General features: G+C 54.7%; 28 protein-coding genes. 11 read left to right on the forward strand and 17 right to left on the reverse strand.

The window, feature by feature from the left end; translation table 11 throughout:
* Positions 1–848 precede the first annotated feature (848 nt).
* Together AC2IAX_RS02535 and AC2IAX_RS02540 are read right to left on the reverse strand one after the other, a co-directional pair.
* On the reverse strand, positions 849–1,289 hold the full coding sequence (locus tag AC2IAX_RS02535; RefSeq protein ID WP_494389198.1) for a response regulator: 441 nt from the start codon (positions 1,287–1,289) through the stop codon (positions 849–851).
* A gap of 400 nt (positions 1,290–1,689) precedes the next feature.
* On the reverse strand, positions 1,690–5,562 hold the full coding sequence (locus tag AC2IAX_RS02540) for a PAS domain-containing protein (RefSeq protein ID WP_494389199.1): 3,873 nt from the start codon (positions 5,560–5,562) through the stop codon (positions 1,690–1,692).
* A 444-nt stretch (positions 5,563–6,006) separates the two neighbouring features.
* On the opposite strand from AC2IAX_RS02540, the gene AC2IAX_RS02545 reads away from it, so the two are divergent.
* Positions 6,007–6,213 (forward strand): hypothetical protein, encoded by a 207-nt coding sequence (locus tag AC2IAX_RS02545; RefSeq protein WP_494389200.1) that lies wholly within the window; start codon positions 6,007–6,009, stop codon positions 6,211–6,213.
* Positions 6,214–6,351: 138 nt separating this feature from the next.
* On the opposite strand, the gene AC2IAX_RS02550 is transcribed toward AC2IAX_RS02545, so the two are convergent.
* From AC2IAX_RS02550 to AC2IAX_RS02565, 4 genes are all read right to left on the reverse strand, one after another.
* On the reverse strand, positions 6,352–6,609 hold the full coding sequence (locus tag AC2IAX_RS02550; RefSeq protein WP_494389201.1) for a hypothetical protein: 258 nt from the start codon (positions 6,607–6,609) through the stop codon (positions 6,352–6,354).
* A 218-nt stretch (positions 6,610–6,827) separates the two neighbouring features.
* Positions 6,828–7,028, reverse strand: coding sequence for a hypothetical protein (locus tag AC2IAX_RS02555; protein ID WP_099534289.1), 201 nt, complete (start codon positions 7,026–7,028; stop codon positions 6,828–6,830).
* Between the two features lie 262 nt (positions 7,029–7,290).
* Positions 7,291–7,461 (reverse strand): hypothetical protein, encoded by a 171-nt coding sequence (locus tag AC2IAX_RS02560; RefSeq protein WP_494389202.1) that lies wholly within the window; start codon positions 7,459–7,461, stop codon positions 7,291–7,293.
* 86 nt (positions 7,462–7,547) lie between these two features.
* Positions 7,548–7,730: a hypothetical protein gene (locus AC2IAX_RS02565; RefSeq protein ID WP_494389203.1), complete on the reverse strand. Its 183-nt coding sequence runs from the start codon at positions 7,728–7,730 to the stop codon at positions 7,548–7,550.
* A 51-nt stretch (positions 7,731–7,781) separates the two neighbouring features.
* On the opposite strand from AC2IAX_RS02565, the gene AC2IAX_RS02570 reads away from it, so the two are divergent.
* Positions 7,782–9,215 (forward strand): circularly permuted type 2 ATP-grasp protein, encoded by a 1,434-nt coding sequence (locus AC2IAX_RS02570; protein ID WP_494390259.1) that lies wholly within the window; start codon positions 7,782–7,784, stop codon positions 9,213–9,215.
* 126 nt (positions 9,216–9,341) lie between these two features.
* Here the strand turns inward: AC2IAX_RS02570 and rpsD are convergent, their stop codons facing one another.
* On the reverse strand, positions 9,342–9,950 hold the full coding sequence (rpsD, locus tag AC2IAX_RS02575) for a 30S ribosomal protein S4 (RefSeq protein WP_099534291.1): 609 nt from the start codon (positions 9,948–9,950) through the stop codon (positions 9,342–9,344).
* A 437-nt stretch (positions 9,951–10,387) separates the two neighbouring features.
* Here rpsD and AC2IAX_RS02580 point away from each other — a divergent pair, with 437 nt between their 5' ends.
* Positions 10,388–10,759 (forward strand): DUF6464 family protein, encoded by a 372-nt coding sequence (locus AC2IAX_RS02580; protein WP_099534293.1) that lies wholly within the window; start codon positions 10,388–10,390, stop codon positions 10,757–10,759.
* A 161-nt stretch (positions 10,760–10,920) separates the two neighbouring features.
* On the opposite strand, the gene AC2IAX_RS02585 is transcribed toward AC2IAX_RS02580, so the two are convergent.
* The 5 genes from AC2IAX_RS02585 to psbE all read right to left on the reverse strand — a co-directional run bounded on the left by AC2IAX_RS02585 (position 10,921) and on the right by psbE (position 12,963).
* Positions 10,921–11,595, reverse strand: a complete 675-nt coding sequence (locus AC2IAX_RS02585) for a DUF3318 domain-containing protein (protein ID WP_494389204.1) — start codon at positions 11,593–11,595, stop codon at positions 10,921–10,923.
* Between the two features lie 526 nt (positions 11,596–12,121).
* Complete coding sequence (locus AC2IAX_RS02590) at positions 12,122–12,241, reverse strand: photosystem II reaction center protein J (protein ID WP_099534295.1); 120 nt, start codon at positions 12,239–12,241, stop codon at positions 12,122–12,124.
* A 181-nt stretch (positions 12,242–12,422) separates the two neighbouring features.
* On the reverse strand, positions 12,423–12,542 hold the full coding sequence (gene psbL, locus AC2IAX_RS02595; protein WP_099534296.1) for a photosystem II reaction center protein PsbL: 120 nt from the start codon (positions 12,540–12,542) through the stop codon (positions 12,423–12,425).
* A 12-nt stretch (positions 12,543–12,554) separates the two neighbouring features.
* On the reverse strand, positions 12,555–12,689 hold the full coding sequence (psbF, locus tag AC2IAX_RS02600) for a cytochrome b559 subunit beta (RefSeq protein WP_099534297.1): 135 nt from the start codon (positions 12,687–12,689) through the stop codon (positions 12,555–12,557).
* A 22-nt stretch (positions 12,690–12,711) separates the two neighbouring features.
* Positions 12,712–12,963, reverse strand: coding sequence for a cytochrome b559 subunit alpha (gene psbE / locus AC2IAX_RS02605; protein WP_494389205.1), 252 nt, complete (start codon positions 12,961–12,963; stop codon positions 12,712–12,714).
* Positions 12,964–13,091: 128 nt separating this feature from the next.
* Here psbE and AC2IAX_RS02610 point away from each other — a divergent pair, with 128 nt between their 5' ends.
* A complete protein-coding gene (locus AC2IAX_RS02610) occupies positions 13,092–13,319 on the forward strand; it encodes a hypothetical protein (RefSeq protein ID WP_494389206.1) in 228 nt (75 codons plus the stop codon).
* Between the two features lie 58 nt (positions 13,320–13,377).
* On the opposite strand, the gene AC2IAX_RS02615 is transcribed toward AC2IAX_RS02610, so the two are convergent.
* Both AC2IAX_RS02615 and AC2IAX_RS02620 read right to left on the reverse strand, forming a co-directional pair.
* The gene (locus tag AC2IAX_RS02615) at positions 13,378–14,409 is read right to left on the reverse strand and encodes a photosynthesis system II assembly factor Ycf48 (protein WP_494389207.1); all 1,032 of its coding nucleotides are present in this window, start codon (positions 14,407–14,409) and stop codon (positions 13,378–13,380) included.
* A 95-nt stretch (positions 14,410–14,504) separates the two neighbouring features.
* A complete protein-coding gene (locus tag AC2IAX_RS02620; RefSeq protein ID WP_494389208.1) occupies positions 14,505–14,909 on the reverse strand; it encodes a rubredoxin in 405 nt (134 codons plus the stop codon).
* A gap of 430 nt (positions 14,910–15,339) precedes the next feature.
* On the opposite strand from AC2IAX_RS02620, the gene ndhC reads away from it, so the two are divergent.
* The 3 genes from ndhC to AC2IAX_RS02635 are packed head-to-tail and all read left to right on the forward strand — an operon-like array spanning position 15,340 to position 16,946.
* Positions 15,340–15,702, forward strand: coding sequence for a photosynthetic/respiratory NAD(P)H-quinone oxidoreductase subunit C (gene ndhC, locus AC2IAX_RS02625; RefSeq protein WP_099534302.1), 363 nt, complete (start codon positions 15,340–15,342; stop codon positions 15,700–15,702).
* Entirely contained in the window at positions 15,693–16,400 is a 708-nt protein-coding gene (locus AC2IAX_RS02630) for an NADH dehydrogenase subunit K (protein WP_494389209.1), read from the forward strand. The genes ndhC and AC2IAX_RS02630 overlap by 10 nt, the downstream gene beginning before the upstream one ends.
* 12 nt (positions 16,401–16,412) lie before the next feature.
* A complete protein-coding gene (locus AC2IAX_RS02635) occupies positions 16,413–16,946 on the forward strand; it encodes an NAD(P)H-quinone oxidoreductase subunit J (protein WP_099534304.1) in 534 nt (177 codons plus the stop codon).
* Positions 16,947–17,303: 357 nt separating this feature from the next.
* Here the strand turns inward: AC2IAX_RS02635 and AC2IAX_RS02640 are convergent, their stop codons facing one another.
* From AC2IAX_RS02640 to AC2IAX_RS02650, 3 genes are all read right to left on the reverse strand, one after another.
* Entirely contained in the window at positions 17,304–18,521 is a 1,218-nt protein-coding gene (locus tag AC2IAX_RS02640) for a helix-turn-helix domain-containing protein (protein WP_494389210.1), read from the reverse strand.
* Between the two features lie 327 nt (positions 18,522–18,848).
* The gene (locus AC2IAX_RS02645) at positions 18,849–19,625 is read right to left on the reverse strand and encodes a pseudouridine synthase (RefSeq protein WP_494390260.1); all 777 of its coding nucleotides are present in this window, start codon (positions 19,623–19,625) and stop codon (positions 18,849–18,851) included.
* Between the two features lie 104 nt (positions 19,626–19,729).
* Positions 19,730–20,056: a hypothetical protein gene (locus AC2IAX_RS02650; protein WP_494389211.1), complete on the reverse strand. Its 327-nt coding sequence runs from the start codon at positions 20,054–20,056 to the stop codon at positions 19,730–19,732.
* A gap of 294 nt (positions 20,057–20,350) precedes the next feature.
* On the opposite strand from AC2IAX_RS02650, the gene prfC reads away from it, so the two are divergent.
* The 4 genes from prfC to AC2IAX_RS02670 all read left to right on the forward strand — a co-directional run bounded on the left by prfC (position 20,351) and on the right by AC2IAX_RS02670 (position 26,127).
* Entirely contained in the window at positions 20,351–21,961 is a 1,611-nt protein-coding gene (prfC, locus tag AC2IAX_RS02655; RefSeq protein ID WP_494389212.1) for a peptide chain release factor 3, read from the forward strand.
* Positions 21,961–22,587, forward strand: a complete 627-nt coding sequence (locus AC2IAX_RS02660) for a class I SAM-dependent methyltransferase (protein WP_494389213.1) — start codon at positions 21,961–21,963, stop codon at positions 22,585–22,587. The genes prfC and AC2IAX_RS02660 overlap by 1 nt, the downstream gene beginning before the upstream one ends.
* Positions 22,588–22,745: 158 nt before the next feature.
* Positions 22,746–23,042 (forward strand): hypothetical protein, encoded by a 297-nt coding sequence (locus AC2IAX_RS02665; RefSeq protein ID WP_494389214.1) that lies wholly within the window; start codon positions 22,746–22,748, stop codon positions 23,040–23,042.
* Between the two features lie 406 nt (positions 23,043–23,448).
* Complete coding sequence (locus AC2IAX_RS02670) at positions 23,449–26,127, forward strand: endonuclease MutS2 (protein WP_494389215.1); 2,679 nt, start codon at positions 23,449–23,451, stop codon at positions 26,125–26,127.
* Positions 26,128–26,129: the final 2 nt, after the last annotated feature.

The raw sequence follows: 26,129 nt of genomic DNA on the forward strand, positions 1-26,129 counted from the left end.
CCCAAACCTCAACCCCCAAGGGGATTGATTGGCAAAATTGCCGCCACCGGTTTGCCTAATCATTTCCGCCCATTCGACTCCAGCAGTCCTCCCACCCAGAAAGCAATCAGACCTTGGGGCGGTTGTCTAGCAGAATCCCAGTGATCCTACTCATTTAACCAACCCCATGACCAGAACTTTCCCAAAGGTAAAGGCAAAGTAAAGGCATAGCCGAACTTCCAAGCATGTTTGACCCGTTAGGTCTATCTCATGCAAATTCCTGCCCTATACATCATGACCCATCTTTTTAAGACCAACCTTAAACTGGGAAGTCTTAGCAAGTGAGCTAATCAAACTCATGATTTTTGTCTAAGTATTAACGAGAGAAGCCTATCAATCAATATTCTTGGATTGTCTTTATGCTGTGATAGAAACATCACTGTCCTTGAATATTTTCAAGATCAATCACGCACTCTCTATAGGTCAATTCTTCAGTATCAACCTAAGTTTGGTCAAGAGATGCCTGGACAATGTGCGAAATGTTACCAGAGTGATTACAGAGTGAAATATATCAATTTTAGCTAATAATTTGATCGCCAGTGGTCACATTTGATTATGCAAGCAACTTGTCCAATTTGTTCGATTTCTTTCCAGTCAAAAATCATATTAAAAATTAATTGACTCTTCAAATATGCAACCAAATAAATAACCAAGTAAATTGATTTCTGCATCAAGGATTTACATGATCTTACATCATTGTTTTAAACTTTATGTTGTCAGCAATCAAAAATTATCTATTTTATTTTCGGGGTTTGTTTTTAGGCTTCATTTCCAGACTTTATTTTCAAACAGTAAACCGATGATGCCTTTTAGAACCTTGGAGAGGGTAATTTCACAGAACGCAACCAAAACGCCTCGATCGCCAATAACGTTTCTAAAAGACTATGTAAACTATCTGGCTTGGTAATGTAGGCATTGGCTTGCAATTCATAGCATCTGCGAATATCTTCTTCTTGATCAGAAGTGGTCATGACAATGACAGGAATAATTTTCAGTGATGGATGTTTTTTAATTGCTTCTAAGACTTCATAGCCACTACGACGGGGTAAGTTCAAATCCAAAAGAATTAAATCGGGCCAGTATTTTTCAGGAACTAATGCTGTTTTCTCTAAAAACTTGATTGCTTCTTCGCCATCTCGCACCAAGTGTAATCGATGGGGAATGTTCAGCCGTCCAAACAGCCTTTCTGTTAGCCTGGCATCAACCGCAGAATCTTCAATGAGTAAAACTTCAATATTTTTTGCTGGCATTATAACGACATCCTAACAATCTGGTCACTGCCTGCTCATTTGCTGAAAGGGGTAATGATTCTGAAATTGGGGGTCATTATTAATGGGATTATATTCCTATTGACTCATCATTCCTATTTACTCACAAACTCACTCATTCACCAATCCTTCGATCGATCAACAAACCCTGCACAGTTCGATCGAGAACCCCTCGATTGAGAAATCCTGCTGTTGTTTGGCAATTACTCCATTAAACCCACTTAACCAATTCAGCCCCTTGCACTCATGGCACTCATTGGGCTGGCCCAACTCAAACGATTGGACAATTCAATAACAATCATTAGCTTTAATGACACGGCCGAAAACCTATGGCACGGGCGATCGAGCGGAATTAAACATCAATCCTACAGGGTTGCGATCGCTAGCTGGGGCTAAAACTTAGCTCCGTGATGGGAATGGTTTCGGGCTGGTCGGGAATCGTAAACCAGAATGATGATCCTTGGCCGAGTTGAGATTGCACCCCGATCGAGCCACCGTGACGCTCAATAATTTTCCGACAGATGGCTAACCCAATGCCAGTCCCTTCATATTCTTCACGGTTATGGAGTCTTTGGAAAATATTAAAAATTCGCTCGCTATATTGTGGGTCAATCCCAATGCCATTATCAATGACCTGAAAACGCCAATGATGTTCTTCATGATTGGCAGTAATGGTAATGATAGGATTGGATTTGCCCCGAAATTTTAGGGCATTGCCAATTAGGTTTTGAAAAAGTTGTGCCAATTGCATGGAATCGGCCAAAACAATGGGCAAATTTTTAGCCTGAATCGTGGCCTGATTATCTTGAATTGCTAATCGTAAGTTATTGAGTACGATATCAATAATCTGGCTGCAATCCACCGGTTCTAGGGTTCGGCCGCGAGTTTCTACTCTGGAATAGGCCAAAAGATCTCGAATCAGTTGGCGCATTCGTTGGCCACTGTCGATGATGAATTGCAAATATTCTTGGGCATTTTGATCAAGCTGGGGGGCGCATTCCTCCGTGAGCATTTCTGAGAAAGCAATGATGCCACGCAGGGGTTCTTGCAAGTCATGGGAAGCGACGTAGGCAAATTGTTGAAGCTGTTCGTTGGAGCGCCGCAATCCTTCAATGGCTCGGGTGCGTTCTTCAAGGAGGTGGGCTTGGTAAAGGGCAATACTCAGTTGCCCGGCCAGTTGTTGTAACAGGTCAATTTCAAAGGAAGTCCAATGCCTTGGCCCCTGACATTGCTGAAGGCAAAGCAGCCCCAACAGAATGGTGGCCGGCTGTAGACGATCGGTCAGCACTTCCGGGGGCACAAATCCAAGGGCACTGGGATTGAAGTGAACGGCGGCGATGGTGACGGGGACGATCACTTGGCTGCGAATGCTGAGGCCGTCGATGCAACTGCGCTGTTCGGGGGACAGTTGCAGTTGGGTGAGGTCGTCTTCGCAGGAAATTTGCCCCTGCCAGTAGCGATCGAGGTTGGGGTGGGTGTTGTCTAAGTTGAGGGTGCAACACCAGGTGTGGCTGGGGTCGATCGCCCCAAAGGGCTGGGCGAGGGCTTCGGCGGCGATCGATCCGTTGCCGTCCGCTTGGCAACGGTAAAACATCACGCGATCGGCTTTGAGGGTTTTTTGCAGTTCGCTGACCGTGCGCCCCAAGATCACCTGAATATCTAAGGATTGGCGAATTTTGAAGGCGATCGAGGCGAGCAGTTGCCGATAGCGGTTTTGGTTGTTGCGCTGGAGGGCGGCTTCTCGCTCTTGGGTAATGTCACGGGCACTGCCCAGGAGCTTAATCACACGGTTCCAGGCATCGCGGATGGGCACTAAGCTGGTGTGCCAAATCCGCTGTTTACCCCGAATCATCAGTTCTTCTTCGCAACGGATGGTGTCCCGGCCAGCCACGCAGGCTCGAAACCGGGCGATGATCGGCGTGGCACAACTGGGGGGAAACAGGTCTTGGGGCGATCGACCGATGATGTGGGTGGCGCGGTGTTCCAAGGCCCGTTCAAAGGCGGGGTTCACGGTTTCGTAGGTGAAGCGTCCATCTGGGTGGACATTAACCAGAAAAATTCGTTCGTCCGATCGCTCAAAAATGCTGGAGTAGAGCGCTTCTGAGGCTCGCAGCCGATCTTGGGTGGCTTGGCGATCGTACCAGGCGTAGATGGTGTCCCCAATGGTTTGCAAAATTTGCAGGTCTTGGGCTAACCAGGAACGCGCTTGATGAACACAAAGCACCAAGGCTCCCCAGAGAGCATCCCGGCGATCGTGAATGGCGGCAATGAGTACGGAGTTGGCCCCCAAGCAGTTGAGCCACTCGGTCACGGCGGAATCTTCCGATTGCAGGGCCTGCCGGGACTCAATCACCACGGCGCGATCGCGCCCCAATTGCTCGGTCCAAAGGGACGGCAAATGGCCCCCAAGGCGGTTAAAGTCTCGTACCACCGGCATTTGATTCTCTTCATGCCACTCGCAGGCCAAATTCAACAGGGGGCGTTCCATGGGCCCATGGAGCAGCAAAACCCGATCGGCCAACATGGCTCGTCCCACCGCTTCCAAAACAGACCCAAACCGCACATCATCATCGGCAGTCACCAACAGACGCGCCACATAGGCCACCACGCTCTCCAGACTGAGGCGATAGCGCAAGTCTGCTTCAACCCGCTTGCGATCGCTCACATCCCGAATAGCGACGGCATAGGCCGGCTCCCCCAACCACTCGATCGGGGACACATTCAAATCGCCCACGCCCACGGAACCATCGGGGTGCAGAATATCAATTTCTGTGGTTTTCTCAGAGCCGATCGGAATTCCCAGGTGTTCGCCCACCAACTGTTCCGGCGATCGCCCAAAAAGCTGACAGGCCGCCGGGTTGGCATAGTCAATTCGCCCCTCACGGTTCACAATCACGATCCCATCGATCGTGTGATCCAACACCTGATCCAAGACCGCTAACCAAGATTGGGATGCTGCTTGCGACCAATCGGTTGCTCCCAAGGTTGGCAGGCGATCGCCTTGAATTGCGGTAATTTCGCCTTCGGTGGGCACTATTTTCGGCCCGTTGCCCTCGGCACTTGGGGCAGGCGGCATGGCAACCGCCTTGATCGAGTTTTCGGGGTTAATTTCAGGATTAACTTCGGGGCTGGTGTCAACGTTAATTTCGGGGTGAATTTCAGGATCAGAGCTGGTTTCCGGTCTAATTTCAGGTCTAATCTCAGGTCTAATTTCAGGGTCGGTGAACAAACTCTCAGCGGCTATCCCAGCCCGATCGCTGCTAGGGCCCGAAAAACCACCCCCCAAGGCAATTCTCAAGCCGGGTAGCACCGTGGTTGACGGCACTCCGGGCCACTGGTCGGCGGGGTTGGCCGGCGGAGCTTGCGGTTGCCGGCCCACGGGTGCAACGGATGGCAACCCGATTGTCAATTCCGAATCGCCACTAGGCTGCAATCCTGATTCTGAACGGGCTGACAAGTCCGCTGTCCATGGGGCGATCGGATGGGTGGAATCGTGATCGTTGTCTTCCCGATCGCAACTGGCCGTGGTGAGCAGGGGTTGCTCGATCGAAGGCAACCCCGGGGCGCAATTGATAACTGCACCAGGGATGATGCCCGGAGTTACCCCCGTCCTTGAGTGGAGAGCCGGGTTGATCGTCGAGTTTTCGATCGGGCCGGCGATCAGACTGCTGGCAAATTGGGTTCCTGAATTCAGTCTCTCCGCACTGGCACGCACAATCACCGCAGCCGAATCCGCGATTTCACCCATTTCTTCCGCAAAAGGAGCCGCCAACGCCAACTGCCGTTCCCAGTTGGCCAACACCCCTTGCACCAACCGCAGCGATCGCCCCAACCGGATCAGGCCTCCCGTGGCCGCCAACGCCGACCACACCAAAGCATCCAACGCACCCGCCTCAATGGCCGCCACTTCCGCAGCGGGCGAGTCTACCAACACCACCAACAAGCGGGCGATCGAGACCTGATATTGTTCATCAGCCACCCCGGACAAGGGCATCGCAACCGGTGACCCAGGGGGGAGCAAACACCGCCACAACGGCTCTCCCTGCTCATTCACCACCGCCCCATCCACCACCAATAACCCCGTTGGCCACAGGGAACTGTCATTCACCAACCATTGCTGCTGGGCGATCGCCCCATCAACGATCGCAGCGGACTGGGCCCAGTGCGTATCCACCTGCGCCAGCCACTGCACCACCTGCTCTGCCCGATCGCGATCGGCACAGACCACCGTTGTTGGCAAAACCCGATATTCCATCTCCCAATGGTACGCAGAACCGCCAATCGCGTGCTGCAACCTCAAACACCCAAATTAAACTTCAATCAAACCGCAAATTCTGTCAGTTACCAATCTGGGCAGCTATTGTCAACCACCATACCTTCAACGCGATCCAGCATTTTCGCCAGCGACCTTTGGCAGGGTTCCCTTAATTAGGCGATTGAGAAACACCGACCCATATCCAAGTCAACATTCAAATTAATATCCAGACTGAACAGAGATCAAATTTCAGCCCTTGAATCATCATCCCAGCGCCATTAAATCACCCTTAAAACACCATCAATCCGAATTGAGCATGGTTAAATAAACCATGAATGCTGGTCAAGGGCTGACGAAAATCGCCAAGTCCTCAGTTCTTGACTCGTGATTTTTCCGCTCTTGTTAACTTCTCTTCTTCTCTAGACTTTCTTTTTCCTCAGAGCCATGGCCGAATCTCTCGCGTTGATTGACGATGACAACTGGGCTGCCAACTTAGAGCAAGTGATTCGTAATGCTCAAGATGGCGACACCATTATTGTTCCCAATTTTTCAGTTCAAGCCCTTGCTGAACGCGCCAAAGACGAGTTATATCCTGACAAACTACTGCTCTTTGTGGTTCCGGAAAACACCAGCTCCGAAATTAGCAATTAGGAAAAATCAAGCCAGCATCATCAAACATCAACCGGCAGACCGTATCAAATCAATTCAGGAACTGAAAATTCAGGGGCTTAATTGACCTAGAACATTCATTAAAGCCTCCCCTTTTGGTTGAATTGTTGAAGTACTCGCTTAGTTAATCTGCTTGATTGTGTTTGATGATGAGTTGGGCTTGGGCCAAAACCAGAGCAATTGCGGCCAAATCGTTTGCAAAACCAAGGCGGTTCCCGATCGCCAGTGCTCGGGAGCCGCCTGTTGTTGTTTGAGGATTTGTAACCGGTGACTCAGTGATCGCCAGTAGGCGATCGAAAACCCCGTCAAATAGGTGGCCAAAATCAAGCCCAAACCATGCTGAATGAAAAAACTTCCCCAGTGATACCCAAGAATCATCGGAATGGCGACACGATTGTGAATGGTTACTCAATCAGTTCAAAATCCTGAAAAAATTGAGCCAATCCATTATATCGGAAGGCTAGATACCGTGAGTCCAGACATCACAAGCCCGAGTGTTACAGAGCCAGGTGTTGTAGGGGCAGATATCACAGGATGCGAGCAAGCTAGATACCCAAAAGCTCATTAGCAAACTAACTGCTCAACCCATTACTGAGCTAATTTGCACAACTGAGCCAGCCACGACGCACGGCATGAACAATTCGATCGATCGCGGCCAAATCTTCGAGATCTAACGAGCAGCTCAACAAAGCACGGGACAGACCCCAGCGATCGCTCATGGTCAGGCAGCGGGATTCCCAAACGCGCGAAAACAGCTCTGCCAACATATCTTTGTAGAACCAGGTTGTTTGCGACATGTCTGTGAACCTCCCAGGGCATTTCAGAATTGGATTGCTAACAAAAAATTCGATGTTGATGTATCGGGTTTCAGTGCTCAGTGCCATAATCTTTGGGGTTGGTTAAGGATTAGCGAAACAGGACGAAAGCCAGCGATTGGAGACAACTAATTTTTAAGAGTGATGAAGGCACTGGGCACTTGCGAATTAGTTATCTCGATGACATTAAATATGCCGTGATTTTGGCTTGAATGTTGTGATTCATCTGTAATTCAATCCGTGATTATTTCCCTGCAATCACGTGACGAAAGCCCATGATTGTGGGTAGTAATTTCACAGGCCAAGCGTGATCCACTGACAGAGGTGTTGTGATCCCGATCGCCCGGTGATCCCCCGCCGGGGCCCAACCCCTTGGGGCCGCCGCCTCTTGCTCGCTGCCAACCGCAACGACCATGGTTCATCTGGGATGATTGAGCAGGCTCGTTTGGATCCCGAGATCACCAACGCCTTTCACCGATTCCTTTAGCCTGAACCCAGGCTTCACCGCGCGATCGCCCCGGAACAATCACACCTTGGCCCAGCTTCCATGCATTTCTGGGCAACCGCGATCGCGTCAAAACTTACAGAATCACGGCCAGCCCCTGCGTTATCACGGGCCAAGGGGCGATCGACCCTATCACCCATCCCCCGAGCTTCGGCCAGCGATCGCCCAACCAGATTCATCCTTTATTGACCCAACCCCGAAAGCCCATGACTCGGCCCACGCATCCGCCTATGAATGTGGACTCCTACGATCCAGGGGACTTTTATGATGAGATGTTTGCCGGCCCCGGTCAGCCCCGCCCCGAAGCCCAATTTTTGGTCGATCGCCTCCGATCGCTATCGGCCGCCGAGTTAAGCCAACGCCAAGAAGCCGCTCAAATTGCTCTCTTTCGGCAGGGGGTCACCTTCAATGTGTATGGGGCCAGCGAAGGCATTGAGCGAGCCTTTCCCTTCGATATCATTCCGCGCATTATTAACGCCCAAGAATGGCAAATCCTCGAACAGGGTCTGAAACAGCGAATTCATGCCCTGAATTGCTTTTTACAGGATATCTATAGTGACCAAAAAATTATTGCAGATGGTATTTTGCCCCGCGATTTAATCGAATCCGCCAAGGGTTTTTTGCAGCCTTGCATGGGATTGCAGCCCCCCAAGGGCATTTGGTGCCATGTGACCGGAACTGACTTGGTGCGCGATCGCCAAGGGCAGTTTTATGTGCTCGAAGATAACCTGCGTTGCCCGTCGGGCATTTCCTACGTTTTGGAAAATCGGCGCGTGATGAAAAGCACCTTCCCCAAGGTCTTTGAAAACGCCAACATTCAGGCGGTGGATGAATATCCGTCGCGATTATTGGAAACGCTGCTGAACCTTACGCCCGATCGCCTGGCCAATCCCACCGTCGTTGTGCTCACGCCGGGGATCTACAATTCCGCCTACTTTGAGCATTCTTTCCTGGCTCAACAAATGGGCGTGGAACTGGTAGAGGGGCGAGACCTGGTGGTGGCCGATGGCTATTTGCAAATGCAAACCACCAAGGGACTGCAACGGGTGGATGCTATTTATCGACGAATTGACGACGATTTCATCGATCCCCAGGTGTTTCGCTCCGATTCTATGTTGGGTGTGCCGGGGCTAACGGATGTGTATCGATCGGGACGAGTGGCGATCGCCAATGCGCTGGGAACCGGCGTGGCCGACGACAAGGCGGTTTATGCCTATGTGCCCAAAATGATTCGCTACTACCTGGATGAAGAGGCCATGATCCCCAACGTGCCCACCTACCTTTGTTGGGAACCGGCGGACTTGACCTATGTGCTGGAGCATTTGGATTCGCTGGTGGTCAAGGCGGCCAACGAATCCGGGGGCTATGGCATGTTGATTGGCCCCCAATCCACCGCCGAACAACAGGCCGATTTTGCCGATCGAATCCGGGCTAACCCCCGCAACTACATCGCCCAACCCACTCTTTGCCTGTCGCGGGTTCCCACCCTGCTCGATGGGGAGTTTGAGGGCTGCCATGTGGATTTGCGCCCCTACGTTCTCTACGGGGAGGATATCTATGTGCATCCCGGCGGTCTGACACGGGTGGCCCTGCGCCGGGGATCGCTGGTGGTCAACTCTTCCCAAGGGGGCGGTTCCAAGGACACTTGGGTGCTGATGGATTAGGCATTGCAATCAAAAAAATCACCCAACCGATCGGGCTGGGTGACTCTTGAAATGCTTTTTTGGCACTGGATCCAGAAACCTGAATCCCAAATTTGCATAGAAGTGGGGAATCTGGCCCCAACGAACCTAAGCTTGGCGAGAGTAGTACTCAACCACCAGCAGTTCGTTGATTTGCAGCGCCACCCACTCGCGATCGATCACGCTGTTCACCTTGCCGGTCAACTTTTCCTTGTCAAATTCCAGGTGGCTGGGCATGTTGGCCAAGCCGGGGAATTGCAGGTTGTTTTCCACGATTTTGCGCGATTGATCTTTCGGCCGCACCGTGACCACGTCCCCAGGACGGCACTGATAGCTAGCCACGTCCACGCGCCGGCCGTTGACCATGATGTGACCATGGTTCACCAACTGACGAGCGGCGGGAATGGTGGGAGCCATGCCCAAACGGAACACGGTGTTATCTAGGCGCATTTCCAGCAGTTGCAACAGCACCGTTCCCGTGGAACCGGCTGCCCGACGAGCTTTCCGAACGTAGCGCAACATTTGGCGCTCGCTGACACCATAGTTAAACCGCAGCTTTTGCTTTTCTTCCAAGCGCACGGCATATTCCGAGCGCTTTTTGCGGTTTTGGCCATGTTGTCCGGGCGGATAGGCACGCTTGGCACTCTTGCGGGTCAAACCCGGCAGCTCGCCCAAACGACGCACAATGCGGAGACGCGGACCTCTGTATCGAGACATAACTAAGACTTTAGATTCCTTTCCTTGTTGCGGTTTTTGCGCCTAATCGACAACGGGAAGGACGGTTGGAGATCAAGCAACGCAAGCTTCTGAGCCAGAAAGCTTATGACAAACGTGCCAGCCGCGGCATACGTTTCCAGACTGATCAGTATACAGGTATTGGCGCGATCGCCCTAATGTTTTGCGCAATTTTCTGGAGCGCTGGCAATCACAGTGATCCAGAAACTCCACCGGAACCAGTCCCCGGCAATTGTGCGATCGAGCGGTGAGGTGGTCACCGGATTCCGGCAACTCTCGGGCTAGGATATGACAATTGCGAATGTCGGGCGATCGCCCTTGAGGGCCATGCCCCCGCGCCGATTTCCCATCATCCGATTGCAAACTGCCCGATCGGATTTGTTAACCAGGTTCCTTCTGAATCCCTTCCCCGCTTGCCCATGCAACAAGATCCACCCTCATTGCCCACGGAGGTGATTGTCACCCACCCTCGTGAGTCCCTCGGTGATGTGCAACTTGATTGGCATCCTCAGCCCGGCAGCTACTTGGACTTGGCCGGCAAGACCTATGCAGTCTTGGAACGACACCATCGCTATCAACTGCGATCGGGTCGCTACCATCTCTACAAGATTGCGCTGCATGTGCAGGCGACCCAGCGCCCCTCGGAACAAAATTTCTTTGAAGGCCAATGGATCATTGGCGATCCGCGCTGTCGATTCAACGCGCGATCGGAACTGCTCCGTTGTGCCGTGAACCCGTCGGGCCCCTGTTTGGGCTGTCGTTCCTTTGAACTGATTCCCAAACGGGCCTAATTTTCCCAAACGGGCCTAATTGATGATGATCAGGCCCTATTGAGCCTAGCTGGGCCAATCCGACTCGGCCGCGCTGACTGGGCCTAAATCATGGGGGGATCCCGTCAATTGGCGAGATCCCCCCAAAATGTTCAAGCGGCGGCCCAGACCAGGGCCCAGCCTTAAAACTCCAACTGCCGATCCCGATCGCGGTAGAAATTCGGCTCCGACTCCGAACCACCTTGCATCCGAGCTTTGGCCTTAGCGGCACTCCGCTTCAGGGATTGCAGTCGCGATTCATACCGGCTGCGCAATTTTTTCTTGGGGGTTTGTTCCACCAGGGTTTTCAGGGCGCTACCCAAACTTTTATAGGCATTGGGCAAGGAATAGCCAAACCGAGCGGCTAGGGCGATCGCCTTTTCATCAGCCTCGATCGATTCTTTCAGTTGCCGATCGCTGTTGTTTTTCTGATAAAGCCGCCAGCCGGACACCCCACAAAGCCCCAAGGCCAACAGCAGCAACAGGCCGTCTTGCACCCACAGCTCACCCACCGCGCCGCCCAGCCCGATCGCCAGGGCCGCCATTTCCCAGCCGTCACGCGGGATAGTGTCGTTTTGAATGCGGGCCACCTCGTGCCAGAACAGCAAATTACGCTGATCCTTCGCGAATTGCTCCCAGGCCACCAAATCCACCTGGATTTCCACCTGATCCTTGCCGATTTCTTCGCAACGAATCAGGGGCGGATTCACGTCCATGGCCTTTTCAACGGTTACCCAGCTCTGTAGCTCAGGGGGCAACAGGCTTTTGAGTCGTCGAAGTTCGCTGAGATCCGATCGAGCTGTGGAAAACGAGGTCATTGCAACTGGTATCCAAACCGAAAAAGCACCGGAAACAACCCGAATCTAGCTGGGGAGAGCAACCCGCCCCGGCATCCGTCGATCAACTGTTCTAAGGTTCTGGGCAAGGTTCTGGACAATGGCGATCGCACCCTGGGCTTGTGGCTCCGTTTAATGGGAACTAATAGAAACCAAGCCATCGATCACTGGGGAACCTTGTCTGACTCTGGCTGATCAGGGGCCAATGTCAACTTGCGGAACAGTGCTCGTTGATTGGTGATCTTATCGGGTATTTGCAGTATATCGCGCCCCGTTTCCGGCTCCCGGTCGCCAATCACACATCTTCAGCGGTTCCAACGAGTTTCCACGACGGTTCCACCACCGTGAACCAGGGTTCGTGATCGGCTGGGGTGTCCTGCTGGCAATCCCAACCACTCATCCTAACTGGCCAACTTTGATCAGCAGGCCTAGATTGAGCCAGCCCTAATCAGCAAAAACGCCCTTGTGCCAAGCGACAAGAGCGTTCCCAATCAACAGGCAGCCAAAATTACATCGACGAACCAAGACCGACGTAAGCGCCATAGAAAAACAAACCGACAACACCGATGACACCAATACCGGCGATCGTGCCGACAACCCACAGGGGAATTCGTCCGCCTCCAGACACAGCCGTGACCTCCTTAGTAAGGAAATAGGGTTTGATGAGGACGCGCCACTAGAGCGCATCGCACTGAGAGTTTCCCCAGCTCAGGGCTGGAGGATGTTGACCATTCAACGGATACTTCATCAACTCAGCAGCTAAGGTGTAGGCCAAAGGCTCAATCCCTATAGCGGCTCAGTTAAAAAGCCTAGTTGAAGAAATAGCTGGACATCAAAATGCCAATCACGAAAATAAACAGCAGACCCAGATAGAGCGAAGTCCGGTTCAGCTCTACGGGTTGCTTGTTGGGGTTAGGGCTACGTTCCACAGTGACAATCTCCTAGCGCTGAATGAACTGCATGGCCGCGATCGCGCCCAGGAAGAACACCGTCGGTACTGCCAGTGCGTGGACTGACAACCAACGAACGGTAAAAATCGGGTAAACAACGGGCTGGTTGGGATTCTGCGTCGCCATGATTGTTAAAAACGCTCAATAACTACTTCTGCAAGAACTGATCAATCTGAGTCTTAGCGCCTTGACGGATTTGCACGATCGGCACTTCGGTGCGCGTCTCGGTGAAGTATGTGTTGGGGCGGGGCGTTCCGAATGCGTCGTAGGCCAAGCCCGTGCTGACAAACAACCAACCAGCGATAAACAGAGCCGGGATGGTGATGCTGTGGATGACCCAATAGCGGATGCTCGTTACGATGTCCGAAAACGGACGCTCACCAGTTGATCCAGATGACATAGTCTCTTTAGTCTTCTCTCAATGGAAAATTAAACAAGAACTAGCGGCTTGCCCAATCATGCAACCCGGAAATTGCTGAGTTTTGGGAACTTCAGCGACGGCCGGAGAATGGGCAATTGCTGGTTTCCATGATACAGAACGGGGGAAAAACTCCACAAGCCAATCCTGGGCGATCGAGCTTTTTGCGAGGGGCGGCGGGGATCGGGCGATCGCTGGGGATGCGTCTCGCGATTGTCATGAACCGGCGACTGATCCACCAGCGATCGAGCACCAACAACGATCCCGACCGCAACTCACCGAAAATCGATGGGCAAAGCCGCGATCGCCTTAGCTGGCAGCCGGAACTGCGGCATTGAGCTTGGCTGTGTCATAACCGCAACTCACCGAAAATCGATGGGCAAAGCCGCGATCGCCTTAGCTGGCAGCCGGAACTGCGGCATTGAGCTTGGCTGTGTCATAGCGCAAGATTACGCCGCTTTGGCCCAGCACAAAGCCCTGATCCTGCCCAAAGAACAGAATTCGGTAGAAATTGGAGGGCACATCGCCGACGGCGCGATCCTTCTGCCAGGTTTTGCCGCCGTCATAGCTGACGAGCAAATCGCCGCTCCCCCCAGTAATCCACAGCTCCTGATCATTGCGATAGGCCAAGTCCAGCAGCCCCAGGCTGTTGCGCAGTTCGGGGCTGGTGGTGGCGGCCCAGGTTTCCACATCGGTGGGGCTGCTGAATTGCACCTGGCCCCCGCGTGCGAGAGACCACAGGCGATCGTCAGGGCCAAAGCCCATATTTTGCAGACGGCGCGAGCTGTTGCGGTTGTGTTGCTGCCAAGCTTCATCGCCGGGAGTCCAGGTGGAGTAGTAGCTCCCCCGCGAGGAAACTGAGACATATTTACCGCTGCTCGATCGGGAAACATTGCGCACCACCCCGATCGACTCTTGCACCATGGCTTTCCAGTTGCGGCCGCCATCCGTGGTGCGGTAAATGGCTCCCAAGTCAGTCATCATTTCGGCTTGCTGGGATCCCAGAGCCACAATCAAGCGTGGATCGCCGGGCAGTTGGTTGCTGAGGGGAATTTCCGACCAGGTTTTACCCTCGTCGGTGGTGTGCAGCAGGATGGCGGGCTTACCGACAATCCAGCCCTCCTTGCCCGAGAAACTGACGGATTCCAGGTTATAGGGCGAGTCACCCAAATCCAGGGACTTATCGGCCCAGGTTTTACCACCGTCGGTGGTTTCCAGGATGGTGGCCCCTTTACCCACCATCCAGCCGTGGGGCCCCTTGCCCACCAGGGTCACATCCAACATGGTTTGTTCGGTGGGCAGGTTAATCACCTCCCAGGGGTTGGCCGCTACGGAGTCGATTTTGCGAGCGGTGCAGCCCACACAAAGCAGGGCCGCCAACAGGACAGGCAATAATTTGGGGAATAGATTACGAAGCCAGTGGGTCATGGGATGAATGGGATGATGAGGTGACCGGAATCGAGAGTTTCGGTGCGGTCTGAAAGGGGTGCTCAGCGGGAATCAGCCAAGGAAACTGCCTTGGGCTAATTCAGACCATAAAAGCTCAGGAGCAACAGAATTCCCAGGCCCAAAACGCTGAAAATGAGGACGTTTTTTGCACCGGGAGTGAGGGTGTTAACCCCAATGCCGTAGCCGAGGTTTTCGTCAAATCCGGAGGCTTTGCCGGCGGGGCCGATGCTTTTGAATTGATATTTTTTCACGCCACAAACGGGACAGCGCCAATTTTCAGGCAGGGTCTCGAAGGGGGTGTTGGGGGCCACGTTCCGACGCTCATCCCCCTTGGCGGGTTCGTAGACATAGCCACAGGAGCGGCATTCATAGCGATCGGGCGGGGCGGGGGCGGCCGGTTCCGAGGAGGTGGCCTCGATCGCGCTGGAGTCGGCAGCCGCGATCGGTTCGATCGGTGAGTCCTCTGGTGGATGAGTCATGGGTTGCGACAGGAAGCGTGAAGATCGAAACGACGGGAATTCAACCGAGCCGATCGAGGTCAGGACTCGATCGGGTTTAGCCCCACAGAGCCGGGCACAGGCCCATGCTCCGCCACCGTTAACCTGGGCTAGTTAACGTGGGCTAATTACTGGGATTAAAAGATTGTCTTAACGATTATCGCACAGGCGCGATCGCCCCTCTGGTCTAGGCTCTGGGGCGATCGGCCCTTCGCAAAATTCCCGAAAAAGCCATCAAATCCCCAGCATCCAAAGTTTTCATCGATTCGTTCATGTCAGAATAATGAGCGCCAGCTTCCAGCAAGTGATGGCCAGCCCTTCGGTTGGCAGACCCTGGGTGAATCCGACCCCAGGTTGGGAAAAAAGGCGCTGATCCCCGCTTTAGAAGAGTTCTCCAGCAGTACCCCCAGATATGTTTACGCTGAGTGGCTATGAATACTTTCTAGGCTTCCTGCTGCTTTGCGGCATTGTGCCTGTGCTTGCCCTTGGTGCTTCTGCCGTTGTGCGCCCCAAGCGTCCTGGCAAGGAACGGCGCACGACCTACGAATCAGGGATGGAGCCGATCGGCGGAGCTTGGATTCAGTTCAATATCCGTTACTACATGTTTGCACTGGTTTTCGTGGTCTTTGACGTGGAAACCGTGTTTCTATACCCCTGGGCGGTGGCTTTTAGCCGCTTGGGTCTGTTGGCTTTCATTGAGGCCCTGGTCTTCATTGCCATCCTGGTCATTGCCCTTGTTTATGCCTGGCGCAAAGGAGCGTTGGAATGGTCGTAACGCCGAACCCTAACCCGATCGAGTCCGTGGGTCGTCCGCAGGTCACGCAAGATCTGTCGGAAAACGTGATTTTGACCACGGTGGATGACCTCTACAACTGGGCGAAGTTGTCGAGTTTGTGGCCGATGCTCTATGGCACGGCCTGTTGCTTCATTGAATTTGCGGCCCTGATTGGCTCCCGTTTTGACTTTGACCGCTTTGGACTGGTGCCCCGTTCCAGCCCGCGCCAGGCAGATCTGTTGATCACCGCCGGAACGATCACCATGAAAATGGCTCCGGCCCTGGTGCGCTTGTATGAGCAAATGCCAGAGCCGAAATATGTGATTGCCATGGGGGCTTGCACGATCACGGGTGGCATGTTCAGCGTGGACTCACCTTCGGCCGTGCGTGGTGTGGATAAGTTGATTCCGGTGGATGTGTATTTGCCCGGTTGCCCGCCTCGCCCGGAAGCGATCGTGGATGCAATTATCAAGCTGCGCAAAAAGGTGGCCAATGAGTCGCTGGCGGAGCGCGGAGCCACGGCCCAAACCAACCGCTACTACACAATCGACCACCAAATGAAGCCGACTTCGCCGATTTTGACCGGTCGCTATTTGCAAGAGCCGGGCCGACAAGCCCCGCCCAAGAGCCTGACCGACGCGATCGGGCTGCCCGTGCCGCCCGCGCTGTTGACCGATCGGGCCAAACAGGAAGCTTAGGAGACGCAACGCATGGCCGACGAAACCCAACCCACCGATCTCGCCACCAACGAAGCCGGTGCGATCGCCCTCAAAGGGGACATTTCTCAATGGCTGACCAGCAATGGTTTCGGTAACGAGCTGCTGGAAATCGATGATTTGGGCGTGGAAGTGATCAAGGTCGATCGGGACAAATGGCTGCCGATCGCCACCGCCCTCTACGCCTACGGGTTTAATTACCTCCAGTGTCAGTGTGCCTACGACCTGGGCCCCGGTGAAGACCTCGTGAGTCTCTATCACCTGGTGCAGGTGGCCGACAACGTGACCAAGCCCAAGGAAGTGCGCGTCAAGGTGTTCCTGCCGCGTGCCAACCCAACCGTAGCCTCGGTTTATTGGATCTGGAAGGGCGCTGACTGGCAAGAACGCGAAGCCTACGATATGTACGGCATTGTCTACGAAGGTCACCCAAGCCTGAAGCGGATTCTGATGCCAGAAGATTGGGTGGGCTGGCCCTTGCGCAAGGACTATATCTCGCCGGACTTCTACGAACTTCAGGATGCCTATTAGGCCTTCCCCAGTTCGGCATCATCAGCAAATGTAGTAGGCATGGGTTTCTGGCGGGGGAGTCAACCTCAAAGCCTAGTGACATACCAAAAACACTAGGCTGTATGTCGAGACCAATCGCCGTAGACAAGGTAGACAAGGGGCTTAAGCCCCTTGCCCCGCAAAAACATTAGGCTGTATTTCGAGACCAGTCGCCGTAGACAAGGTAGACAAGGGGCTTAAGCCCCTTGCCCCTAACGATACTCAAAGCCCTCGGATCGATCAAATCGCGATCCGAGGGCTTTGCGACATGCGGGGAACAGCCAAAAGGTTTGAAACACTCGCTAACCGGCTACAAAAGAGCCACGCAAGTTGAACCGGCTAGTTGGGCAAGCTGTTGCGATTTGCGCCGTCCCGCGCTTGATTTTGATTGGTTGCCGGAGTGCCACCGCGCTGGCTATTGGGGCGATTGTTCGATCGCCCCGGAGCCTGGCCCGCGCCAGGTGTGCCAAAGCGAGCCGACTGCACCGCTCCGGTGTTACCCAGCTTGCGTTCCGTACCCTCGTTGTAGCTCAGGAATGTTCCCCCCGCATTGCCCGTCACCACCACCACATTGCGCTGACCCGTAACCAAACGCTGGGTTCCTTCGGGCAAGACCCCTTCATAGGTCACCTTGCCATCGGTCAAAATTCGCACCCAAGAGCGGGCCGTGAGCCGCACGTTCACTCGCACCGGGGCGATCGGGGACAGGTTCAACCGCTGCGGAAAGCGAATTTGGCTAGCAATCCCCTGAGCTACCAACACCCCGTCACCGCCACTAGCCAGGGCTGGAACGGGCGATCGCGCAGGACTACTAGGACTACTGGTCGCGGCAGGGCGGGGTGACTGGGCTGCCGTGCGTCTCGGCGAAGGCGTGGGGGTCGTGGCACGAGGACTCGTGGTGGGCTTCGGTGTGGCGGAAGCCGTAGGAGTCGGGCTGGGTGAAGGGCTGGGGCTAGGAGTCGGTGATGGGCTAGGGCTAGGAGTCGGCGATGGGCTAGGCGAAGGCGTGGGGCTAGGTGAAGGGCTAGCGGCCGCCGTCGGGCGAGCTGGGGTACTGGGGCTGGTGGTCGATCGGGGAGTAGGCGTAACCACCGGGCTGGGCGAAGCAACCGGCGGCTGCACAATCACCGTGCTGGGGGCCGGCTGGCTTTGGCGCAACAGGGCCGACAGACCCAACACCGACGCAATCAGGACACCGATATACAGCATCACCAAATGGGCCGGCTTGAGCTGGGGAGCAGGAATTACCGACAGCACCCGCTGAGAGCGCACGGGGACTATGCCATTTTGCAGCGGATATTCCTGGGCAATTTCGGAGCCATCCAACCCCAAAGCCGTGGCGTACTTGGCAATAAACCCGCGCACATAAACCGGCTCGGGCAGCGAGGACGAATCGGCCGCCTCAAGTGCTTGCAGGATACGACGTTGAATTTTGGTGGTTGCCGCGACGGACTCGATCGTTAAGCCTTGGCTTTCGCGACATTCCCGCAGTCGAGTGCCGATTTCAACAAGGCGCTCAACTTGGGGCGAGTCAGCAGGCATCGTGCTGTCGTTCATATCCTTGTGGCTGCTGCGGTGCGTGATGCGGCGGAACGGGGAGGAGTTGGAAGATTGTACCGAGAGTTGGGGAGACGAAGACTCGTGACTATCCTAGCGACCGAGAGGCCATCTTGCGAAGGTTTAGACAACCACCATCAGAATTTTGAGATCAGATTTTTGAAGTCAGAATCTTGAGGATGGTATTTGGGTCTGAGATTAGGATTGTCCCATGGGCTGGGTCTTGACCGATACCGCTCGCGACGCTTTTGGGAATTCAAGGGGAATTCCGGTAATCATGATGATTAATGATCATGATCAATCAACGGGGAATGAGTCGAACTGGGATTAACGGGCTGATCCTAAGCCGGCCTGGCGGCGCAACTGCTGGATTTCAGCGGCTGTCAGGTGTCGATGAGTGCCGATGGGCAGCTCTTGCCCCTGTTTTGATTTCAGGGTGAGCGAACCAATAGCAATACGGTGCAACTTTATCACCGGATGACCGAATAATTCGGCCATGCGTCGAATTTGCCGATTTCGACCCTCTCTCAGAATGATTTCTAATTCCGTGCGATCGCCCTGGGGATGATCCTTGCGCCCTTGCACCTCGCGGACTTGGGCCGGCATTGTTGGCCGGCCATCCAAGAAGATGCCCTGTCGCCATTGCGCCAAAATCTGGGCGCTGGGTTGGCCCTGCACCCACACGCGATAGGTTTTGGGTTGGTGAAACCGGGGGTGGGTGAGGGCGTGGGTCAGTTCCCCATCGTTGGTTAACAGCAAGGCCCCGGTGGAATCCCAATCCAAGCGACCCACGGGGTGCAGTCCCGTTTGTTCAACAAGCGATCGGGGCAATAAATCCAATACGGTTCGCCGCTGCCGATCGTCTGCACAAGCCGACAGCACCCGGGCGGGCTTATTCAACAGTAGATAGATCAGTGCGGGGCGATCGACTGGACGAACGGGCCGACCATCCACCTCAATTTGATCCACCTCGGGATTGACCACACAGCCCAATTGCGCCACCTGGCCATTGACCCGCACTCGCCCTTCCGTAATCCAAATTTCCGCATGGCGACGGGAGGCCAGTCCCCATTGGGACAGCACCTTTTGCAACCGTTGCCCCACTGGAGGTGTGATGGCTTGAGGGGCAACCGTTACGGCTGGGGCGATCGGCTGGGTCAAGTCAGAGGCGGACGATCGGGCAGAGACAGGAGGACGGCGGCGGCGACTCACGGGCGGACTGCTGGGGTTGGGGTCGGCGATGGGGTGGGCGATGGGGTCGGTTCGCAACCCATCGTATGGCCCCGCAGCCAATCCAGCGCCCCTTGAGGACTCGGAATGGTATTAATTTCCAGGGTGGCGATCGTCCAAGGATCATCGAATTTCTGCTGCGATCGCCCCAAGGAGACCCCAAACCAGCGCCCGGAAACCGCCGCCTGGGTGCAAGCTGTTGTTTGGGGAATTTTGGCCGTGGTGCTCGATCGCGGTAGCAACAGAAGCTGCAAGCCAACCACGGTCATTAGGGTGGTGATCGCAAGGTTGAGATTGTTTCGCATGTCGATCGCACCTCAAAACGCAAGACTCCAACGCAGCCTAGCCGCTGGGTAACCGTCGGTTAGCCTAAGGCCGCCAGATGTCAGGGGGTTGTCACTGGCATGTCAGACGGCGTTTTAATACTTTCAGCAGATTCTGATTTCCAGAAGATACAGGGATTGATTCGGTTCCCGTGCGATCGATTTAACAGGATGGTTGAGATCGAGATCGGTTATGTCAGATGCGATCGATCGGGCCCCAACCGCCCACACCGGCCCAAGCCCCTATAATCTGAAAGCCAATCCTTCCGTTGAACCATGGTCGTTGAATTCGCCGACTCCGCCAAACTGGCTGTGGAAGTTAACCGCCGCCGCAACTTTGCCATCATTTCCCACCCGGATGCAGGGAAAACCACCCTCACTGAAAAGTTGCTCCTGTATGGCGGTGCAATTCACGAAGCCGGTTCCGTGCGGGCCCGTCGCGACCAGCGCCAAGCTACCTCAGACTGGATGGAACTGGAAAAGCAACGGGGCATTTCCATCACCTCCACAGTGTTGCAGTTTGAATATCGAGACTGCCAAATTAATTTGTTGGATACGCCCGGTCACCAAGACTTCAGCGAAGACACCTACCGCACCTTGGCCGCTGCGGATAATGCGGTGATGTTGATTGACGCGGCTAAAGGCTTGGAGCCACAAACACGCAAGCTGTTTGAGGTTTGCCGGTTGCGGAAATTGCCGATTTTTACCTTTGCCAACAAGCTCGATCGCCCCTCCCAAGAGCCGCTGAATCTATTAGATGAAATTGAAAAGGAACTGAAACTCGCCACCTATCCGGTGAATTGGCCGATCGGGACGGGCGATCGCTTCAAAGGAGTGTTCGATCGCCGCACCCGGAAAGTGCATCTGTTCCAGCGATCGCGCCATGGCAGCAAAATGGCCAACGAAACCACCCTGGACTTGGACGCGCCGGAACTGCTGGAACTGGTGGAACCGGACGTTTATCAAACCTTTAGGGATGAGTTGGAACTGATTGAAGAGGTGGGTTCTGAGTTGGATCTCGAAGCGGTTTTGGCCGGCGAACTCACCCCCGTTTTCTTCGGCAGCGCCATGACCAATTTCGGGGTGCAACTGTTTCTCGATGCCTTCTTGGACTATGCCGCCAAGCCAGGCCCCCGCACCGCCCGCACAGGAGCCGTTGAACCAACCCATGAGCATTTTTCGGGCTTTGTCTTTAAGTTGCAGGCCAACATGGATCCCAAACACCGCGATCGGGTGGCCTTCGTGCGGGTTTGCTCCGGCAAATTCGAGAAAGACATGGTGGTGACCCATGCGCGATCGGGCAAGAGCTTACGATTGGCTCGGCCGCAAAAACTCTTTGCTCAGGATCGCGAATCCGTTGAGGAAGCCTACGCGGGCGATGTCATTGGCTTAAACAATCCTGGAGCCTTCTCGATCGGGGACACCATTTACATCGGCCCCAAAATTGAATACGAAGGCATTCCCTGTTTTTCACCGGAACTCTTTGCCTATTTGCGAAACCCTAACCCTTCTAAATTCAAACAATTTCAGAAGGGAATTTCGGAACTTCGTGAAGAAGGAGCCGTCCAAATCATGTATTCCACCGACGAAGCCAAGCGCGATCCAATTTTGGCCGCCGTGGGGCAATTGCAGTTTGAAGTGGTGCAATTCCGCTTGCAAAGTGAATACGGTGTGGAATCACGGGTTGAGCTGTTGCCCTATTCCGTGGCCCGTTGGGTCACCGCCGGTTGGGATGAGCTGACCAAAGTGGGCCGGCTGTTTAATGCCATGACCGTCAAAGATATGTGGGATCGTCCCGTTTTGTTGTTCAAGAATGAGTGGAACTGTCAGCAGGTGGAGGGCGATCACCCCAGCTTGCAACTCCAGTCGATCGCACCCTTAACCTAATGACTTCACGATCTGCGACGTTTGGCTATTTTGGGGGCTGGTTTGACCAACGCTTTGGGTCAGCCCCCCAAGCCCGCTACCCAACGTTTAAATCAGCGATCGGGCTGTTTTTGCAGCATTTGGGCGATCGACGGGATGGGGTGATTGTGGAAACCGGCACCCAGCGGCTACCCGATGATTGGGGGGCCGGTTGCTCAACCACCATTTTTGGCGAAACCCTGGAAACCTTTGACGGGGGTCGCCTTTGGACGGTGGATCTGTCGCCGGACAATCTGACCACTTCCCAGTACTGTACCCAGCATGTGGCTCAGCGTATTGAGTATGTTTGCAGTGATTCAGTGACCTTCCTCAAACAGTTCGATCGCCCGATCGACTTGCTTTATCTGGATAGTTTGGATTGGTGGGATGATCCTCAAATTCAACAACAATCCCAGGCCCATCAACTGGCAGAAATTGAAGCCGCCTGGGACAAATTACGGCAGGGCTGCATTATTTTGCTCGATGACAATGGGTTACCGGGCGGTGGCAAAGCAAAGCTCACCAAGGAATTTTTAAGTCAACAGGGCTGGAGTTGCATCCTCGACTATCAACAGAGCCTTTGGATTTCTGAGAAAGTCATGTTCTAGCGGAATATTCTAGACAATATTGCTGAAAAATCTTGATTCTTGACCTATCAGACGGAAATTTCACTGAAATCGAGACATTTAGGGTTAATTTGCGATCAATGTCCATTGAATTAGAATAATCGGCAATTCCTCCACCATCATCACCTTGGTTCTGCCCTGTGCCATACTCATCCACTCGATCGCGTGCGCTGTCTAAGCGGTCTCAGACCCCCGAAACGGACTATGCAGACTACCTGGAACTGCCGCCAGAGGGGCCAGAGCTGGATTTGTTGCGAGCAGCCCGGGCCATCTATGAAGCCTATTGTGTGATTATGGTCGATCGCGCTCGGCGGCCCTATGGAATTGTGGTGAATCGGAATACCTTTCGAGGGCGACCGATTTTTCAAGATCGAGTAATTCTTTTGCCGGACGAACGCTTCATTTCGATTCGGCAAATTGAATTGCAAATGTATTAGATCAATCAAAAATTGGAGTGGTCAGCGATCAGACGATCGACGCGGCCGGCCAATACAATGGCAGAAAATGCAATCAGAATCAACACAGTTAGAGGATGTCTGAAAAGCCAAAATCGATACTCTGCACGCCCCATCGATCGACGAAGACAAGGGGCTTAAGCCCCTTGTCCCCAAGACTATTGGTGCATTGCCCGTGCCAAAAGACACTTTTCAGACATCCTCTTAGACCTAAGAATATAGTCAGATTAATCCTTGAATCAAAATCAGGTCTGAATTAGAAAATTTGATCAAGGAGAAAGTAGGACAAAATCAGCAATTTCTGGAATTTCTTGGATCTGTCCTTTGAGCTTGACCTTTACAATATAAGAACCGCGCCGTTTTTCATCGCAATAACGTTAGGTTGCCTGTGTCTCCGTTGCCATCATCACTGATTGCTAATCAAGCTGAGTCGATCCAGATTGAAACCCTGGAATTGTTGGAATGGCCGCGCCTTTGCCAGCATCTGGCAACCTTTACGGCCACCAAGCTGGGGGCGATCGTGGCCCGACAATTGCCGATTCCGGGCGATCGCGCCACCAGTGAAACCCTGTTGGCCCAAACCCGCGAGGCCTGGGAACTGGAACGCAGCGCCACCGGGGGGCTGAATTTTGGCGGCATTGCCGATATTGGCTCGGCGCTCGATCGGGCGACCCGGGGCGGCGTGTTGGCTGGCGAGGAATTGTTGGAGGTGGCGACGACCCTATCGGGGGCCCGCAACCTGCGGCGGGCGATCGACCAGCGGGAAGATTTGCCGGCCCTATCGGCCCTCGTCGAAGAGCTGCGGACTTATCCCGAGCTGGAGCAGGAGATTCACTACTGCATCGATGAGCGGGGGGATGTGACCGATCGGGCCAGCCCCAAGTTGGCAGAAGTGCGCGAAAAGCTGCGGGCCGGCCGCGATTGGATTTACCAAAAGCTGCACAACATCATGCAGCAGCAGTCCAACGCGATTCAGGAACCGAACATTAGCCAACGGGGCGATCGGTTCGTGATTCCCGTGAAGGCCAGCCATAAGGACGTGATCCGCGGCATTGTCCACGACACCTCCTCCACGGGCGCGACGCTCTACGTGGAACCGCACACGATTACGGAGCAAAACAACCGCCTGCGCCAATGGCAACGACAAGAGGCGATCGAGTCGGAAATCGTCCGGCGCAAGCTCAGTGAACAAATCGCCGAAGTGGCCCCGGATCTGGAGCGATTGTTGGCGGTGGCGACGGAGTTGGACTTGGCCGCCGCCCGCGCCCGCTATTCCTTTTGGATTGAGGGCAATGCGCCGCGTTTTATTGAATCGGGTGAAACCCTGACCCTGCGGCAGTTGCGCCACCCGTTGTTGATTTGGCAGCAGAAGCACGAGCAGGGGCGGGACGTAATCCCGATCGATGTGCGGGTGGATCCGACAATTCGGGTGGTGGCGATTACGGGGCCGAACACGGGCGGCAAAACCGTCACCCTCAAAACCCTGGGCTTGGCGGCTCTGATGGCGAAGGCGGGGCTGTTTGTGCCCGCGCGGGAGCCGGTGGAGTTGCCGTGGTTCAGTCAGGTGTTGGCGGATATTGGCGATGAACAGTCGATCGAGCAGAACCTTTCAACCTTTTCGGGCCACATCCGCCGCATCGTCCGCATCCTGGATGCCCTCCAACCCGATCGCCCCGGCCCCACCCCAGACCCATCGCTAGACAAGGGGCTTAAGCCCCTTGCCCCCGACGATGCAGCCACAAACGACGATTCGGACGATCCCAACAGTTTGGGTGCGATCGCCATCGAAAGGGCGCACGGCGGTGCGCCCCTACCCGAGGGTGATTTTGACGATGCCAACAACACAGAATCCAATGAAACCGACACCGTAGGGGCGCAAGGCCTTGCGCCCTCCGCCGATCGCCCCGCCACCACCAACAATCCACCCGAATCGTTGGTGTTGCTCGACGAGGTGGGCGCGGGAACCGATCCGGCCGAGGGCAGCGCCTTGGCCGCCGCCCTGTTGGAAACCCTGGCCGATCGCGCCCGGTTGACCGTGGCCACGACCCACTTTGGGGAACTGAAAACCCTGAAATATCGCGACAGCCGGTTCGAGAACGCCTCGGTGGAATTTGATGACCAAACCCTCAGCCCCACCTATCGGTTGCTGTGGGGAATTCCCGGGCGATCGAACGCCTTGAGCATTGCCCGCCGGTTGGGTCTGGATGAAGCGGTGGTGGTGGCGGCGGCCGATCGGGTGGGCGGCCAATCGGAAGACATCAACCGGACGATCGCCGGTTTGGAAGCGGAACGCCGCCGCCAGGAAGCCAAGGCCAACGAGGTGGCGCACCTGTTGCAGCGGGCGGAATTCTTGCATGAGCAAATCGATCGCAAGGCCCAAACCCTGAAAGAGCGCGAAGAACAGCTCAAACAAACCCAAGAAGCCGCTGTCCAGAAGGAAATCGAACGGGCGCGGGGCGAAATTGCCCAGGTGATCCGCCAGCTCCAGCGGGGCACGCCCACGGGCCAGCAAGCCCAGCAGGCCACGGCCCAAGTGGGCGAAATTGCCCAAAAATTCCTACCGTCCCAGCAGCCGAAACCGAAACCCAAGGGCTACAAACCCCAGGTGGGCGAACGGGTGCGCGTGCCCAAGCTCGGCGGCGCGGCGGAGGTGCTGGCGATCGATGAGGCCGACGAGGAAATCACGATTCGGATGGGGCTGATCAAAGCGACCCTCAGCTTTGCCGATGTGGAATCCCTCGATGGCAAAAAAATCGAGGTGCAAAAACCAGAGCCGAAACCCGCGCCCCCACCGAAGGCGAAGGAGCGATCGATCCTCCGCACCAGCAGCAACACTTTGGATATTCGCGGGGCCCGGGTTGCCGACGCGGAAATCGAGGTGGAACAGGCGATCGATCGGGCGATTTCCGCCGACTTTGGTTGCCTCTGGATCTTGCATGGCAAGGGAACCGGTAAACTGCGAGACGGCGTGCGCGCCCACCTCAAAACCCATCGATTGGTGGAGCGGTTTGAGGATGCCCCCCGCGAGGACGGCGGCACGGGCGTGACGATCGCCTATTTGCGTTAGGA

This window comes from Limnothrix sp. HT2024, from assembly GCF_059138625.1.